The organism is Rubrivivax soli, from assembly GCF_049810355.1.
In the GTDB taxonomy this organism is placed as follows: domain Bacteria; phylum Pseudomonadota; class Gammaproteobacteria; order Burkholderiales; family Burkholderiaceae_C; genus Rubrivivax.
Map to the genome: position 1 here is coordinate 4,682,515 of NZ_CP187368.1, position 15,013 is coordinate 4,697,527.

Annotated in this window: 11 protein-coding genes; 4 read left to right on the forward strand and 7 right to left on the reverse strand. The window is 71.6% G+C overall.

Features of this window, described 5'->3' with window-relative positions; genetic code table 11:
* Nucleotides 1-6: 6 nt before the first annotated feature.
* From ACPOLB_RS21520 to ACPOLB_RS21530, 3 genes are all read right to left on the reverse strand, one after another.
* Nucleotides 7-495, reverse strand: a complete 489-nt coding sequence (locus tag ACPOLB_RS21520) for a Cache 3/Cache 2 fusion domain-containing protein (protein ID WP_425258090.1) — start codon at nucleotides 493-495, stop codon at nucleotides 7-9.
* 135 nt (nucleotides 496-630) lie between these two features.
* Nucleotides 631-1,413 (reverse strand): LytR/AlgR family response regulator transcription factor, encoded by a 783-nt coding sequence (locus ACPOLB_RS21525; RefSeq protein WP_425258091.1) that lies wholly within the window; start codon nucleotides 1,411-1,413, stop codon nucleotides 631-633.
* Entirely contained in the window at nucleotides 1,410-2,531 is a 1,122-nt protein-coding gene (locus ACPOLB_RS21530; RefSeq protein ID WP_425258092.1) for a sensor histidine kinase, read from the reverse strand. Before ACPOLB_RS21530 ends, ACPOLB_RS21525 begins: the two co-directional genes overlap by 4 nt.
* Before the next feature lie 139 nt (nucleotides 2,532-2,670).
* Between ACPOLB_RS21530 and ACPOLB_RS21535 the strand changes: the two genes are divergently transcribed.
* The gene (locus ACPOLB_RS21535; RefSeq protein WP_425258093.1) at nucleotides 2,671-4,074 is read left to right on the forward strand and encodes a phosphomannomutase/phosphoglucomutase; all 1,404 of its coding nucleotides are present in this window, start codon (nucleotides 2,671-2,673) and stop codon (nucleotides 4,072-4,074) included.
* Nucleotides 4,071-5,357 (forward strand): 3-deoxy-D-manno-octulosonic acid transferase, encoded by a 1,287-nt coding sequence (locus ACPOLB_RS21540; protein ID WP_425258094.1) that lies wholly within the window; start codon nucleotides 4,071-4,073, stop codon nucleotides 5,355-5,357. Before ACPOLB_RS21535 ends, ACPOLB_RS21540 begins: the two co-directional genes overlap by 4 nt.
* Nucleotides 5,358-5,384: 27 nt before the next feature.
* Here ACPOLB_RS21540 and ACPOLB_RS21545 read toward each other — a convergent pair whose 3' ends face one another.
* Complete coding sequence (locus ACPOLB_RS21545; protein WP_425258095.1) at nucleotides 5,385-5,909, reverse strand: carboxymuconolactone decarboxylase family protein; 525 nt, start codon at nucleotides 5,907-5,909, stop codon at nucleotides 5,385-5,387.
* Nucleotides 5,910-6,020: 111 nt separating this feature from the next.
* Here ACPOLB_RS21545 and ACPOLB_RS21550 point away from each other — a divergent pair, with 111 nt between their 5' ends.
* Together ACPOLB_RS21550 and ACPOLB_RS21555 are read left to right on the forward strand one after the other, a co-directional pair.
* On the forward strand, nucleotides 6,021-6,998 hold the full coding sequence (locus ACPOLB_RS21550; RefSeq protein ID WP_425258096.1) for a tripartite tricarboxylate transporter substrate binding protein: 978 nt from the start codon (nucleotides 6,021-6,023) through the stop codon (nucleotides 6,996-6,998).
* 138 nt (nucleotides 6,999-7,136) lie between these two features.
* Nucleotides 7,137-9,560, forward strand: coding sequence for a DUF6351 family protein (locus ACPOLB_RS21555; protein WP_425258097.1), 2,424 nt, complete (start codon nucleotides 7,137-7,139; stop codon nucleotides 9,558-9,560).
* A 51-nt stretch (nucleotides 9,561-9,611) separates the two neighbouring features.
* Here the strand turns inward: ACPOLB_RS21555 and ACPOLB_RS21560 are convergent, their stop codons facing one another.
* From ACPOLB_RS21560 to ACPOLB_RS21570, 3 genes are all read right to left on the reverse strand, one after another.
* Nucleotides 9,612-10,940, reverse strand: coding sequence for a TolC family outer membrane protein (locus ACPOLB_RS21560; protein WP_425258098.1), 1,329 nt, complete (start codon nucleotides 10,938-10,940; stop codon nucleotides 9,612-9,614).
* A 159-nt stretch (nucleotides 10,941-11,099) separates the two neighbouring features.
* Nucleotides 11,100-11,786: a protein-L-isoaspartate O-methyltransferase family protein gene (locus tag ACPOLB_RS21565; RefSeq protein WP_425258099.1), complete on the reverse strand. Its 687-nt coding sequence runs from the start codon at nucleotides 11,784-11,786 to the stop codon at nucleotides 11,100-11,102.
* Nucleotides 11,787-11,830: 44 nt separating this feature from the next.
* Nucleotides 11,831-15,004 carry an efflux RND transporter permease subunit gene (locus tag ACPOLB_RS21570; protein ID WP_425258100.1) on the reverse strand — a complete coding sequence of 1,058 codons (3,174 nt, stop codon included), beginning with the start codon at nucleotides 15,002-15,004 and terminating at the stop codon, nucleotides 11,831-11,833.
* Nucleotides 15,005-15,013: the final 9 nt, after the last annotated feature.

A 15,013-nucleotide genomic window follows, 5' to 3' on the forward strand; every position in this document is an offset into this window, starting at 1 on the left:
CCGTGCTTACTTCTTGTGGCCGATGTAGCTGACGCCGATGACCTTGCCGCCCGCGTCCTTGATCGGGTTGTAGCAGGCGTCGAACGCGGTGCCGAGCACGTCGATCGGGCCGCAGAACTGCTGGCCCTGGCTGACGGCGGCGTAGGCGGCGTTGCGCGCCAGCTGCGTGCCGATGCCGCGCTTGCCCTCGGGCGTGAGCACGTTGGTGCTGACGCGCACGAACTCGTCGCCGCTCTTCACGAAGATGGTGGCGGTGGCCTGGTGGGCCTTGCGCACGGCGTCGACGACGTCGTAGTTGTTGTTGATCTTGCGCGCGCCGAAGTAGATGGCCGGCACGGTCTTGCCGGCGACGTCTTCGGTGCCTTCGATCTTGGGGGCGCCGATCTTGGCCAGGCGGGCGTCGAGGTCGGCGATGGTGGCCTTGGGATCGTAGGCCTGCGCGGTGGTGGCGCCGGCGATCAGCAAGGCAGCCAGGGTGGTGTTCAGCAGGTTCATGGTCGGGCTCCGGCGAAGGGTGATGGGGCGGCGCTTGCAACTGCGCCTGTTCCCGGGTATCGGCGGCCCTGATCAGAACTGAAGAGACTTTGTGCTGGATCAAGCTGTCCTTACAAATTTTCCCCCTGTCCGGACTCACATGGCCTTGAACAGGTGCACGTAGGCCCGGCTGACGGGCAGTTCCTGCGCATGGCCGCGCAGCCGCAGGAACAGCCGGCTGGTGTCGTCGCGCCGCGTGCCGGCGAGGTGGTCGAGGTTGACCACCGTGGAGCGGTGCACCTGCACGAACCGTTCGGGATCGAGCTGCGGCAGCAGCTCGACGATGGGAGTCCGGATGAGGTGCTCGGCGTCCGCCGTGCACACGCAGGTGTACTTGTCGTCGGCGCGGAAGAACAGCACGTCGTCCACCGCCACCTGGTGCGTGAGCTCGCCCACGCTGGCGCGCACCCAGCGCAGCCGGGTCGGCGCGGCCTGCGGGGCGGCGGTGGCCGTGGCTGCCGCCGGCAGCAGCCGCTGCAGCAGCTGCGCCAGGCGCGCGTCGTCGGCCGCTGCCGGCTGCAGCAGGCGCTGCTGCAGCCGCTCCACGGTGCGTTGCAGGCGCTCGGCCTTCACCGGCTTGAGCACGTAGTCCAGGGCCTGCTGCTCGAAGGCCTGCACGGCGAAGTCGTCGAAGGCCGTCACGAAGACCACGCAGGTGCGGCCCTCGATGCCCTGCGCCACCTCCAGCCCCGTCAGGCCCGGCATCTGGATGTCGAGGAAGGCGATGTCGGGCTGCAGCGCCGCGATGTGCTCGGCCGCTTCGGCGCCGTTGCGCGCCACCGCGACCACCTGCAGCGCGGGCCACAGCGTGGCCAGCTGCGCCTGCAGCGCGCGCGCCAGGTGGGGTTCGTCGTCGGCGATCAGGGCGGTGGGGGTCATGCGTGGAGGCCTTCGTCCAGGGGCAGCGTGATGCGGGCCAGTGTGCCGGGCTGCAGCGCCTGCAGCGTCAGCGTGGCCTCGGGGCCGTAGCGGGCCAGCAGGCGCTGGCGGATGTTGTCCAGCGCCATGCCCGCGCCGCGGCGCGCGCCCAGGCGCGGCGGAGCGTCGAGGCCGCGGCCGTCGTCCTGCACCTCCAGCACCAGCTGCCCGCCCTGCACGCGGGCACGCAGCCGCAGCGTGCCGCCGTCGATGGCGGGCTCCAGGCCGTGCATGACGGCGTTCTCCACCAGCGGCTGCAGCAGCAGCGGCGGCACCGGCACGCGCTCGGCTGCGGCCTCGGCCTCGATGCTGAAGCGCAGCCGCTCGCCCATGCGCGCCTGCAGCAGCAGCAGGTAGCTGCGCGCCAGCTCCAGTTCCTGCGCCAGCGGGCCTTCCTGCTGGCGCAGCGCGCCCAGCGAGGCCCGCAGGTAGTCGGTGAAGGCGCCCAGCATCTGCCGCGCCTTCGGCAGGTCGTGGTCGAGCAGGCTTTCCACGTTGGCCAGCGTGTTGAACAGGAAGTGCGGTTCGATCTGCGCCTGCAGCAGCCGCAGCTGCGCCTCGGTGGCGCGCTTCTCGGCTTCCAGCCGGCGCGCCGTGCTGTTGAAGAACAGGAAGATGATGGTGCTGATCAGCAGCGCGAGCGCGGCGCTGCCGGCCATCTGCGACGCGTCGATGCGCACCCAGCCGGCGGCGTCGTCGCTGACCAGCCACACGCCCAGCGGCCAGCCGACGGACACGCCGATCAGCGGCACGACGGTGAAGTACAGCGCCCGGCCACCGTTGCTCATGCTGCGGATGCGCTGCTGCGTCAGCCAGGCGATGGTCGCCGCGAACAGGCCGTGGATGGTCAGCGAGACGACCGTCGCGATCACGACGTTGACGCGGAACCAGCGCCACCAGCGCACGGGGTCGCCCCAGTCGCCGTGGGTCAGCACGCCCATGAGCGTGAAGCCCATCCCGACGATGACGGCGAAGACCAGCGTCCAGACGAGCTGCAGCCAGGCGGGGCCGACGCGCTGCAAGTCCTGGCTGTACCAGCTGCGCCACGACGCGCGCAGCAGTTGCGGTGTGATCTGCATGGGCCGCAGTGTAGGAAGGCCCGGGCCGCGCGCCGCCGCCGGCTGCGACGGATGGCGAGCCGGGCCGACGGACGGCGAGCCCGCGCCGCCGGCAGCCCGCTGCCTACAATGCGGCGCTCATTGGCAGCCCAGGGTCACCATGCAAGTCCACGCATCCGTCTTCAAGGCCTACGACATCCGCGGCGTCGTCGGGCAGACCATCGACGAGGTCTTCGCCGAGCACCTGGGCCGCGCCTTCGGCTCCGAGGCGCTGCTGGCCGGCGAGCGCGCCGTGGCCGTGGGCCGCGACGGGCGCGTGTCGGGCCCGGGCCTGGCGGCGGCGCTGATCCGCGGCCTGAAGAGCACGGGCCTGGACGTGGTCGACATCGGCATGGTGACGACGCCGATGCTGTACTACGTGGCCGCCACGCGCGCCGAGCACGGCTGCAGCAGCGGCATCCAGGTCACGGGCAGCCACAACCCGAAGGACTACAACGGCTTCAAGATGGTGATGGCCGGCCGCGCGATCTACGGCGACGACATCCAGAAGCTGCGCCAGCGCATCGAGACCGAGACCTACTCCGCCAGGCGCGGTCGCAGCGCGAAGATGGACGTGCTGGCCGAGTACACGCAGCGCATCGTCGGCGACTGCACGCTGGCGCGGCCGATGAAGATCGTGATCGACAGTGGCAACGGCATCCCGGGCGCCAGCGCCCCGGCCATCCTGCGCGCGCTGGGCTGCGACGTCATCGACCTGTACAGCCAGGTCGACGGCGACTTCCCGAACCACCACCCCGACCCCAGCAAGCCCGAGAACCTGGCCGACCTGATCAAGGTCGTGCACGCCACCGGCGCCGAGCTCGGCCTGGCCTTCGACGGCGACGGCGACCGCCTGGGCGTGGTCACGGCACAGGGCAACATCATCTACCCCGACCGGCAGATCATGCTGTTCGCGCGCGACATCCTGAAGCGCCACAAGGGCGCGCAGATCATCTTCGACGTCAAGTGCAGCCAGCGCCTGCCGGTCGCCATCCGCAAGGCCGGCGGCCGGCCGCTGCTGTGGAAGACCGGCCACTCGCTGATCAAGGCCAAGCTGAAGGAGACCGGCGCGCCGTTCGCCGGCGAGATGAGCGGCCACCTGTTCTTCGGCGAGCGCTGGTACGGCTTCGACGACGCGATGTACACCGCGGCGCGGCTGCTGGAGATCCTGAGCCGCGAGAAGAACCCCAGCGCCTTCCTCGACGCGCTGCCGACCAGCTTCAACACGCCCGAGCTGAACGTGCCCTGCGCCGAGGGCGAGCACCACGCCGTGGTGGCCGAGCTGCTGGCGCGCACCGCCGACCGGCGCCTGACGTTCGAGGGCGGCGAGGTCGGCACCATCGACGGCCTGCGCGTGGACTTCGCCGACGGCTTCGGCCTCATCCGCGCCAGCAACACCACGCCGGTCCTGGTGCTGCGCTTCGAGGGCCACACCGAAGAGGCGCTGCACCGCATCGAGGCCCAGTTCATGGCCGCGCTGCGCAGCGTGAAGCCCGACGCACAGGTGGCCGCGGCGGCGCATTGAAGGCGCTGCTCGCGCGCGCCGCCTACGCGCTGCTGCTGCGCCTGGCGACGCCGGTCTACTTCGCGCGGCTGTGGTGGCGCGGCCGGCACGAGCCGCTGTACCGCGCGGCCTGGAACGAACGCCTGGGCGGCTTCGACGGCGCGCCCGGCACCGGGCGGCTGTGGCTGCATGCAGTGAGCCTGGGCGAGACACGCGCGGCCGAGCCGCTGGTCGCTGCACTGCGCGCGCAGCGCCCCGGGCTGCGCCTGCTGCTCACCCACGGCACGGCCACGGGCCGTGAAGCCGGCACCGCGCTGCTGCAGGACGGCGACCTGCAGGTCTGGCTGCCCTACGACACCCCGGGCGCGGTGCGCCGCTTCCTGCGCCGCCACCGGCCCTTGGCCGGCGTGGTGATGGAGACCGAGGTCTGGCCGGCGCTGCTGGCCGCCGCGCAGCGCGAACGCGTGCCCGTGGTGCTGGCCAACGCCCGCCTGTCGGACAAGAGCCTGGCCCAGGGCCGGCGCTTCGCGGCCCTGCTGCGCCCGGCGGCCGCGGCCTTCACGCGTGTGCTGGCGCAGACGGCCGACGACGCCGGGCGCCTGCGGGCGGCCGGCGCCGGCGACGTGCGCGTGTTCGGCAACCTCAAGTTCGACATGACGCCCGCCCCGGCGCTGCTGGCCCGCGGCCGCGACTGGCGTGCGGCGCTGCGCCGGCCCGTGGTGCTGGCCGCCGCCACGCGCGAAGGCGAGGAGGCGCCGCTGCTGGTGGCCTGGTCCGCGTTGCCCGCGCCGCGCCCGCTGCTGCTGCTGGTGCCGCGCCACCCGCAGCGGTTCGACGATGTCGCGGCACTGGTCGCCACGCATGGGCACACGCTGGCTCGGCGCAGCACCTGGGGCGACACGCCGCCGGACAACGTCGCCACGGCCGATGTCTGGCTCGGCGACTCGATGCGCGAGATGCCGCTGTACTACGCCGCGGCCGACGTGGCGCTGCTGGGCGGCAGCTTCGCGCCGCTCGGCGGGCAGAACCTGATCGAGGCCGCGGCCTGCGGCTGCCCGCTGCTGATGGGCCCGCACACCTTCAACTTCGCGCAGGCAGCCGAACTGGCACTGGCGGCCGGCGCCGCGCGGCGCGTCGACGACATCACGGCCGGTGTGCAGCAGGCCGCGACGCTGGCGGTCACGCCCGCAGGCGCCGCCGAATGCAGCGCGATGGCCGAGCGGGCGCTGGCCTTCGCCGCGCAGCACCGCGGCGCCGCAGCGCGCATGGCGCGCGAGATCGTCGCGCTGCTGCCGCCGGAGTGAACTGCGGCGCGCGCGGCGCGCGTGCCTTCAGCGCACGTCGTGGCTGTGGATCTGCAGCGCCTCCAGGAAGCGCGAGACCATGTTGTAGGCCGCGATGGTGGCCACCAGTTCCACCGTCTGGCGTTCGCCCAGCAGCGCGCGCACCGCGCCGATCACGGGCTCGGGCACCTGCACCTGGCGCGTCATCGTGTCGCACAGCGTCAGCGCGGCGCGCTGCAGCGCGGTGAAGACGTCGGCGTCCTGCCACGTCGGCAGCGCGTCCAGCTGCGCCTGCGTGACGCCTTCCTGCAGCGCGATCGGCGCGTGCTGGTCGGCTTCGTACGGCGCGCCGTTGAGCTGCGCCACGCGCATGATGACCAGCTCGCGCAGCGCGCCGGAGATCGTGAGCTGCTGCCGCACCTTCGTGAGGTAGCCGAGCCAGCCCTCGGCCAGCGGCGGGCTGTGCAGCAGCATCTGGTACAGGTGCAGCAGGTTGCCGCGTTCGGCCACGATGCGCTCGACCAGCGGCCGGGCTTCGGGCGTGTCGATGTCGGCGTAGGGCAGGTAGGCCATGTGCGAGTGGTGAGGCTGGAGGGGTGGTGCTGCTGCGGCAGGGTGGCGCGCATTGTCGCCTCGGTGTTTCCCTGTCTGCACCGGCGCGGCGCGCGCCGCCACACTGCAGGCATGCAACCTCGCCGCACCTTCATCGCCGCCGCCTGCGCACTTGCTGCCTGTGCCTCCTTCAGCTCCGCCGCGCTCGCGCAGGCCTGGCCCGCGAAGCAGCCCGTGAAGCTGGTGGCGGTGTTCCCGCCCGGCGGCTCGGTCGACCAGGTGGCGCGCATCCTCGCGCCGGTGCTGCAGCAGCAGCTGGGGCAGAGCGTGGTGGTCGACAACCGCGGCGGCGCCTCCGGCTCCATCGGCACCGGCGCGGTGGCTGCAGCGCCCGCCGACGGCTACACCTTCGCGGTCGTGTTCGACACCCACGCGGTGAACCCGGCGCTGATCCCGACGCTGCCCTTCGACACCCGGCGCGACCTGGCCGCCGTGTCGCTGATCGGCACCAGCGCGATGGTGCTGGCCACGCACGTGGACACGCCCTACAAGACCTTCGCCGACGTGGTCGCCGCGTCCAAGGGCGGCAAGAACGTCAGCTACGGCAGCATCGGCTCGGGCAGCCTGGGCCACCTGGCGGTCACGCTGCTGGCCAAGGGCGGCGGCATGGACCTGGTGCACGTGCCCTACCGCGGCGGCGGCCCGCTGATGAACGACGCCATCGCCGGCCACGTGCCGCTGAGCATCGGCTCGGTCTTCGTCACCAAGCCGCACATCGACAGCAAGCGGCTGCGCCCGCTGGCCGTGACCACCAGCAAGCGCAGCCCGACGCTGCCCGACGTGCCCACCATCGCCGAGAGCGGCTACGCCGGCTTCGAGGCGCCCGCGTGGTGGGCCGTGCTGGCCCCGGCGAAGACGCCGCCCGAGATCGTGCAGCGCATGAACGCCGAGATCACCGCCGCGCTGAAGAAGCCCGAGGTGCGCGACAAGCTCGCGGCCCAGGGCATCGACATCGTCGGCAGCACGCCCGAGGCCGCCAAGGTCTTCATCGACCGCCAGATCGACACCTGGGCCAAGGTGGTGAAGGACAACGGCATCAAGGCCGACTGAGCCGCCGCGCACCGCGGGCCGCACCGCCGCGGCCTGCTGCAGTGCAGCTACGCGCTAACCCGCTGGTCGTGTGCGGGTGGGGCCGCTACCTTGGGCGTCACAACGACAGGCCCGCCGGGGCCGCGAGGAGACGAGCCCATGAACCGAGCCTTGCAGGGGGCCGCGCTGGCGGCCGCATTCGGCGTGCTGGCGCTGGCCAGCAGCGGTCCACACAGCCGGCCGGTGGCCGGCGCAGCCCCGGCACGACCGGTGGCCACGGTCGCCGACGCGCTGGCCGGCCGCCCGGCAGCCGCCGCCGGCACGCTGGGCCTGCGTGTGCTGTCGAGCCCGGCCGACTGGGTCTCGGGCGGCGACGCGCGCATCGAAGTGCTGGCGCCCGCGTCGCTGCACAGCCAGGTGCAGCTGTGGCTGAACGGCAGCCGCATCACGCCGCCGCTGGTGGCGGCCGGTGACCGCATCGAGGCCGTCGTCACCGGTCTCGTCAACGGCCGCAACCGGCTGGAAGCGCGCATCGCAGGCCAGCCCGGCCAGCGTGCGGCGCTGGCGCTCACCAACCACCCGATCACCGGCCCGATGTTCAGCGGCCCGCAGCAGACGCCCTTCGTCTGCACCACGATCCAGGGCGCGGTGGGCCGCCAGCCGCTGGTGGACAGCGCCACCGCGCCGGGCTACCGCGTCACCGACGCCAGCGGCGCGCTGCTCGGCTACAGCCGCAACTGCTCGATCGACACCTTCACCAGCTACACCTACCGCAGCACCGACGGCAGTCTGAAAGCCCTGCCCGCGGGCGGCGCGCGCCCGGCCGACATGGCCACCGTGACGCTGCCCGACGGCCGCACGGTCGACTTCGTCGTGCGCCGCGAGATCGGCTCGATCAACCGCTTCCTCTACAGCATCGCGATGCTGGCGCCGCTGGTCGACGACCCGGCCGCGCCCGACACCAGCCTGTGGAACCGCCGGCTGCTGTACTGGTTCCAGGGCGGGGTGGCCATCGGCCACAGCCAGGGCACGGTGCACGGCGGCTCGATGAACCTGGACATCCTGGGCCGCGGCTACGCCATCGTGCACAGCAGCGGCAACAACACCGGCACGCACTACAACATGCGCCTGGCCGGCGAGACCGCGATGATGACCAAGGAGCGCTTCGTCGAACGCTACGGCATGCCGATGTACACGGTGGGCCTGGGCGGCTCGGGCGGGGCCATCCAGCAGTACATGCTGGCGCAGAACCAGCCCGGCGTGCTCGACGCGCTGCTGCCGGTGCAGAGCTATCCCGACATGGTGACGCAGACCATCCACGTCGGCGACTGCGAGCTGCTCGAGCACTACATGGACGCCACCGACCGCACGAACCCGAAGTGGCGCGTCACGAAGAACCGCAGCTGGCTGGTGGGCATGAACGCCGAGGAGGGCTTCTCCGCCGTCAACGACGCGCTGGCACCGCTGAAGACGGCGCTCGGCTACAGCACCGCGCCCGGCATGACCGAGTGCGCCAAGGCCTGGCGCGGCCTGACGCCGCTGGCGATGAACCCGTGGTACGGCCAGGCCGCGAACCAGCAGCTGTGGGAGCCGCAGAGCGACATCGCCGCCATCCGCTGGACCCACTACGACGACCTGCGCAACATCTACGGCGTCGACGAGACCGGCGCCGCGCGGCCGACCTGGGACAACGTCGGCGTGCAGTACGGCCTGCGCGCGCTGCGTGACGGCAGCATCACGCCCGCCGAGTTCCTGCACCTGAACTGGCACGTGGGCGGCTGGAAGCACCCGAGCGCGATGGTGCAGGAAGGCTTCCCGTTCTTCGGCACCAGCAGCACCGAGGTCAACAAGGCGCTGACGATCCCCGGCTACTTCGCGCCCTGGAGCCAGCAGAACATGCACCTGGCGCCCAGCGCCGACCAGCCGGCGCCGCGCACGCGCGGCGACCTGCTGGCGATGCGCCGCGCCTACGAGACCGGCCACGTCTTCGACGGCGCGCTGGCGCTGCCCACGATCGACCACCGCCAGTACATGGAGCGCGAGCTGGACATGCACAACGTGCACCAGTCGTTCGCGGTGCGCCAGCGGCTGCTCAACCGCATGGGCCACAGCGACAACCTCGTCGTGTGGTTCACCGACACCGTGCCGGGCCAGCCCAAGGCCAGCCAGACGCTGGAAGCGCTGGCGGTGATGGACCAGTGGATGCTGGCGATCCTGGGCAACCCGGCGGCGGGCGTGGTGGGCAACAAGCCCGCGGCGGCCACCGACAGCTGCTTCGACCGCAACGGCCAGCTGATGGCCAGCGGCAGCGGCGTCTGGGACGGCATCCTCGACAGCCGGCCGGCCGGCGCCTGCACGCAGGCCTTCCCGCTGTACGGCACCTCGCGCACGGTGGCCGGCGCGCCCATCGAGGGCAGCATCTACCGCTGTGCCCTGAAGCCGGTGCAGCGCGCGCTGCGCGACGGCACCTACGGCAGCTGGGTGCCGAGCGCGGAGCAGGTGGCGCAGCTGGAGCGCATCTTCCCCGACGGCGTGTGCGACTACAGCCGGCCCGACCTGGCCCGGCCGCAGCGGATGCGCTGAACGGCACCCTGCCTGCGCGCCCGCGGCAGGGGCCGCGGGCCTGGGCGAGCCTTACTTGGCCAGCAGGGCCTCGATGCTGCCCACGTCGGTGGGCTGCAGCTGGCCCGAGGCCTGGCGCAGCTTCAGGCTGTTGAGCAGCACGTCGTAGCGCGCCTTGGCCAGGTCGCGCTGGGTCTGGAACAGCTGGGTCTGCGCGTTGAGCACGTCCAGGTTCACGCGCACGCCGACGCGGTAGCCCAGCTGCGTGGCTTCCAGCGCCAGCTTGCTGGAGCTTTCGGCCGCTTCCAGCGCCTTCACCTGCGACAGCCCCGACTGCACGCCGAAATACGCCACGCGCGTGCCCTGGGCGACGCCGCGGCGCGCGGCCTCGAGGTCGTTGCGTGCCTTCTCCTCCAGGGCCAGCGTCTCCTTGATGCGGTTCTGCGTGGCGCCGCCGGTGTACAGCGGCCAGTTCATCTCGACACCCAGGCTGGCGCTGGTGGTGTTGCCCGGCGTCACCGCCAGCGAGCTGCCGCTGGCGCGCGACAGCCCCAGGCGCGCCACCGCGTCCACCGTGGGCAGGTTGCCGGCGCGCGCCTTGCTGATCTCGAGGTTGGCCACTTCCAGGCCCACGCGCGCCTTGCGGATGGTCGGGTGCTGGCTGTCGGCCACCGTGACCCACTCCTCGGCGTTGGCCGGCACCGGCGACGGCAGCACCACCGGCACCGCCAGCGGCTTCGGGGCCACGTTGCCGCGGCCCACCAGCTGGTCGAGCGCGATGCGCTTGGTGCGCAGGTCGTTCTCGGCCGCCAGTTCCTGCGCGGTGCCGAGGTCGAAGCGGGCCTGCGCCTCGCGGGTGTCGGTGATGGTGGCGGTGCCGACCTCGAAGTTGCGCTTGGCCGACGCCAGCTGCTCGGCGGTGGCGGCCTTGTTGGCGCGCGTGGTGGCCAGCGTGTCCTGCGCCGCGAGCACGTCGAAGTAGGCCTGCGCCACGCGCACGATCAGGTCCTGCTCGGCAGTGTCCAGGTCGGCCTGCGCCGTCAGCAGCGACTTGCGCGCCTGCTCGATGGTGACGCCGTTGGCCCGGTTGAACAGCGGGTAGCGGCCGGCCAGCGCCGTGCCCACGCTGTTGCTGCTGCCGCGGTCGATGACCGGCGGGTCGACCTGCGCGGTGGAGGCGTTGGCGGTGAGCGCAGCGCTCGGCCGGCCCAGCGCCTCGCTCTGCTCGGCGCGGTACTGCGCCGAATCGGCCAGCGCCTTGGCGGCCAGGTAGGTGGCATCGAAGCCGCGTGCCGCTTCGTACAGCTCCTGCAGGCTCTGGGCGCCGGCGGCGAGGGGGGCACCGAGGGCCAGACCGGCGGCCAGGGCCGCCATCGACAGGCGGAAACGCTTCAGCGACATGGAAAGTCCTTCAACAGGCGAAAGGGTGTTGTGCGCGCGAGGTTATAGAGCCCCGTGCCGCACCCGGCAGGCGCCGTGCGACGACCTGCACGTTCTCGGGGGCTGAAGGCCCCTGGTGCGCGACGGGCTGCTGGCAGGGCATCGGGCGCGGCCGCTGGCTCAGAAGCTGAAGCGGGAGGGTTCCGCGAAGCCCTGCAGCCGCGGCGCGACGGTGTCGAACAGGTCGACGTCGGACCACGCGGCCTCGCCGACGCGGGTGAACAGCCGGGCCCGCATGACGGGCTCGTCGCCGACGATCGCCGCCAGCCGGCCGCCGACCTTCAGCTGCTCCAGCAGCGTGCGCGGCACCTCGGGCACCGAACCCGACAGCAGGATGACGTCGAACGGCGCCTCGCCCGGCAGCCCGCGCGCGGCGCTGGCCGCAGGCGTCTCCACGACGGTGGCGTTGACGATGCCGGCGCGGCGCAGGTTCTCGCGCGCCATCTGCACCAGCGCAGGCCGGCATTCCAGCGTGAACACCTGCTGCGCGCGGTGCGCCAGCAGCGCGGCCATGAAGCCCGAGCCGGCTCCGATCTCCAGCACCTTCTCGTGGCGCTGCACCTGCAGTTCCTGCAGCAGCCGGGCCTCGACCTTGGGTTCGAGCATGCAGGCCCCGGCGTCCACGGCCTGCTGCGCGCCGCCCTCCAGCGGCACCTGCGTGTCCATGAAGGCCAGCGCGCGCAGGCCGGCGGGCACGAAGTCCTCGCGCCGCACCGCGGCCAGCAGCGACAGCACGGTCTGGTCCAGCACCTCCCAGGGGCGGATCTGCTGTTCGATCATGTTGAAGCGGGCGAGTTCGACGTTCATGGTTTATACCTAATAGGGTATCAGATGCAGGGATCGCACGAATTCTAGGCGCTGCCTTCGGCGGCCGGCCGTGCGGGCGCGGCGCCGCGCCAGCGCCGGCGTGCCCAGGCCGCGAGGTCGTCGAGGTAGCAGTAGATGACCGGCACCACCACCAGCGTCAGCAGCGACGAGGTGACGACGCCGCCGATGACGGCCTGGCCCATCGGCGCGCGCTGCTCCGAGCCTTCGCTGAGCGCAAAGGCCAGCGGCACCATGCCGAACACCATCGCCAGCGTCGTCATCAGGATCGGCCGCAGCCGCACCTGCGCCGCGTGCAGCAGCGCCTCGGTGCGCTCCATGCCGGCCTGCCGCGACCGGATCGCGAAGTCCACCAGCAGGATGGCGTTCTTCGTCACCAGCCCCATCAGCATCACGATGCCGATGATGCTGAACATGTTCAGCGTGCTGCGGAACAGCAGCAGCGTCAGCACCACGCCGATCAGCGTCAGCGGCAGCGAGGCCATCAGCGCCACCGGCTGCAGGAAGCTCTTGAACTGGCTCGCCAGGATCATGTAGATGAACACGATGGCCAGGCCCAGCGCGCCGATGGCGTAGTTGAACGACTCGGTCATGTTCTTCGTGCTGCCGCCGAAGCTGGTGCGGTAGCCCGGCGGCCAGGGCGTGGCGTCGAGCACGCGGCGGATGTCGGCCGAGACCTCGCCGCTGCTGCGGCCCAGCGCGTTGGCGTCGATGTTGATCTCGCGGCTCAGGTCGCGGCGGTTGATCTGGTTCGGGCCCGTGGAAGGCGTCAGCACCGCCACCTGGCCCAGCCGCACGGTGCGGGTGCTGCCGTCGGCTGCCGCCACCGCCAGCAGCAGATTCTGCAGGTCGGCGCTGGCGTCGCGGCTGGACGGCGGCAGGCGCACGAGGATGTCGTAGTTCTCGCCGTCGCTGGCGCGCCAGTTGCCCACGGTCTGGCCGGCCACCAGCGTGCGCAGCGTCGTCGCCAGCGTGTTCACGTTCAGGCCCAGGTCGGAGGCGGCGTCGCGCTTCACGTCCACGGCCAGCGTGGGCTTGTCGGGCTTGAGCGTGCTGTCCAGGTCCACCAGCCCGGGGATCTGCTGCAGCTGCGCCATGATGCCGCGCGACAGCCGCGCCAGTTCGGCGAGGTCGGGGCCCTGGATCGAGAACTGGATGCTCTTGCCGCCGCCCAGGTCGGTCTGGCCGATGTTGGTGACGGTGATGCCCGGGATGCGCGCGAGCTGCTCGCGCAGCGGCACCGCCAGGTCGGCCACGCTGCGGCTGCGGTCCTTGCGGTCGACCAGACGCACGTAGACCGTGCCGTAGTTCCTGCCGGCGGCAAAGCCGCTGTTGATCGTGACCACCGTGTAGCGCACCTCGGGCAGCGCGCGCAGCGCGGCATCGACCTGGCGTGCACGCGCTTCGGTCACTTCCAGCGACGAGCCCACCGGCGTGTAGAAGTTGACCTGTGTCTCGCTGAAGTCGGCCTTGGGCACGAACTCGGCGCCGAGGATGGGGATCACGAAGAAGCTGGCGACGAAGGTGGCCAGCGCCACGGCCAGCGTCTTCAGCTTGTGGTGCAGGCTCCAGGCCAGGATGCGCTGGTAGGCGTTCGACAGCGCCTGCGTCAGGCGATCGAACCAGCCGGTGACGCGGCCGATGGTCCTGTCGTACAGCGTCGCCGGCGGGCCGCGGTGCGGGCCGTGCGCCTGGGGATCGTTCCACACCGAACTCAGCATCGGGTCGAGCGTGAAGCTGACGAACATGCTGATCAGCACCGCGGCGACGATGGTGATGCCGAACTCGTGGAAGAACTTGCCGACGATGCCGCCCATGAAGCCGATGGGCAGGAACACCGCCACGATGCTGAGCGTGGTGGCCAGCACCGCCAGACCGATCTCGTTGGTGCCGTCGAGTGCCGCGTCGTGCGCGCTCTTGCCCATCTGCACGTGGCGCACGATGTTCTCGCGCACGACGATGGCGTCGTCGATCAGCAGCCCCACGCACAGGCTCAGCGCCATCAGCGTGATGGTGTTGATCGTGAAGCCGAACAGGTGCATGAACAGAAAGGTGCCGATCAGCGCGATCGGCAGCGTCAGCCCCGTGATGACGGTGCTGCGCCAGCTGTTCAGGAACAGGAACACGATCAGGATCGTCAGCGCCGCACCCTCGAGCAGCGTGCGCTGCACGTTGGCCACCGAGACGCGGATCGCACGCGAGTTGTCGCGGTTGATCTCGGTGCGGATGCCCGGCGGCGTCAGGCGCTGGCTGTCGGCCAGCGCGCGCACCAGGCCGTCGACGACGGCGATGGTGTTCTCGCCCTGGCTCTTCTGCACGCTCAGCAGCACCGTGCGTCGGCCGTTGTAGAGCGCCAGCGACTCGATCTCCTGCGGGCCGTCGACGATGTCGGCCAGCTGCCCCAGCTTCACCGCCACGCCCGGCCCGGCACCGCCGGTGGCCGGCGGCCCGCGGCGCGCCACCACCACCTCGCGGAAGTCGGCCGGGGTCTTCAGCCGCGCGTTGATCTGCACCACGCGTTCCTGTTCCAGCGAGCGCAGCGCGCCCACCGGCAGTTCCTGGTTCTCGCTGCGCAGCGCGGCCACGACCTGCTCGACGCCGATGCCGTAGGCCTCGAGCGCCGCCGGCTTCACGTAGACGTTGATCTGGCGCTCGACGCCGCCCACCACGCTGACGGCGCCCACGCCGCGCACGTTCTCCAGCCGCTTCTGCAGCACCTGCGTGGCCCAGGTGGTCAGCTCCTGCGGCGTCTTCGCATCGCCTTCGGACAGCACGGCGACGTTGAAGATCGGCTGGCTCTGGGGGTCGAAACGCGAGATGCGCGGCTCCTTGACCTCGTCGCGCAGCAGCGGGCGGATCAGGGCCACCTTCTCGCGCACGTCCTCGGCGGCCTGGCGGCCGTCGACGTCGAGGTTGAACTCGACGATCACCACCGCCGTGCCTTCGTAGCTGCGCGAATACAGCGCGCTGATGCCCGCCACCGTGTTGACGGCTTCCTCGACCTTCTTCGTGACCTCGGCCTCGACGATCTCGGGGCTGGCACCGGGGTAGTCCATCGCCACCACCACGGTGGGGAAGTCGATGTTGGGGAACTGGTCCACCGCCAGCCGCTGGTAGCTGAACAGGCCCAGCACCACGAAGGCCAGCATCACCATCGTGGCCAGCACGGGGTTCTGGATCGAGACGCGGGTGAACCACATGGCGGTGCC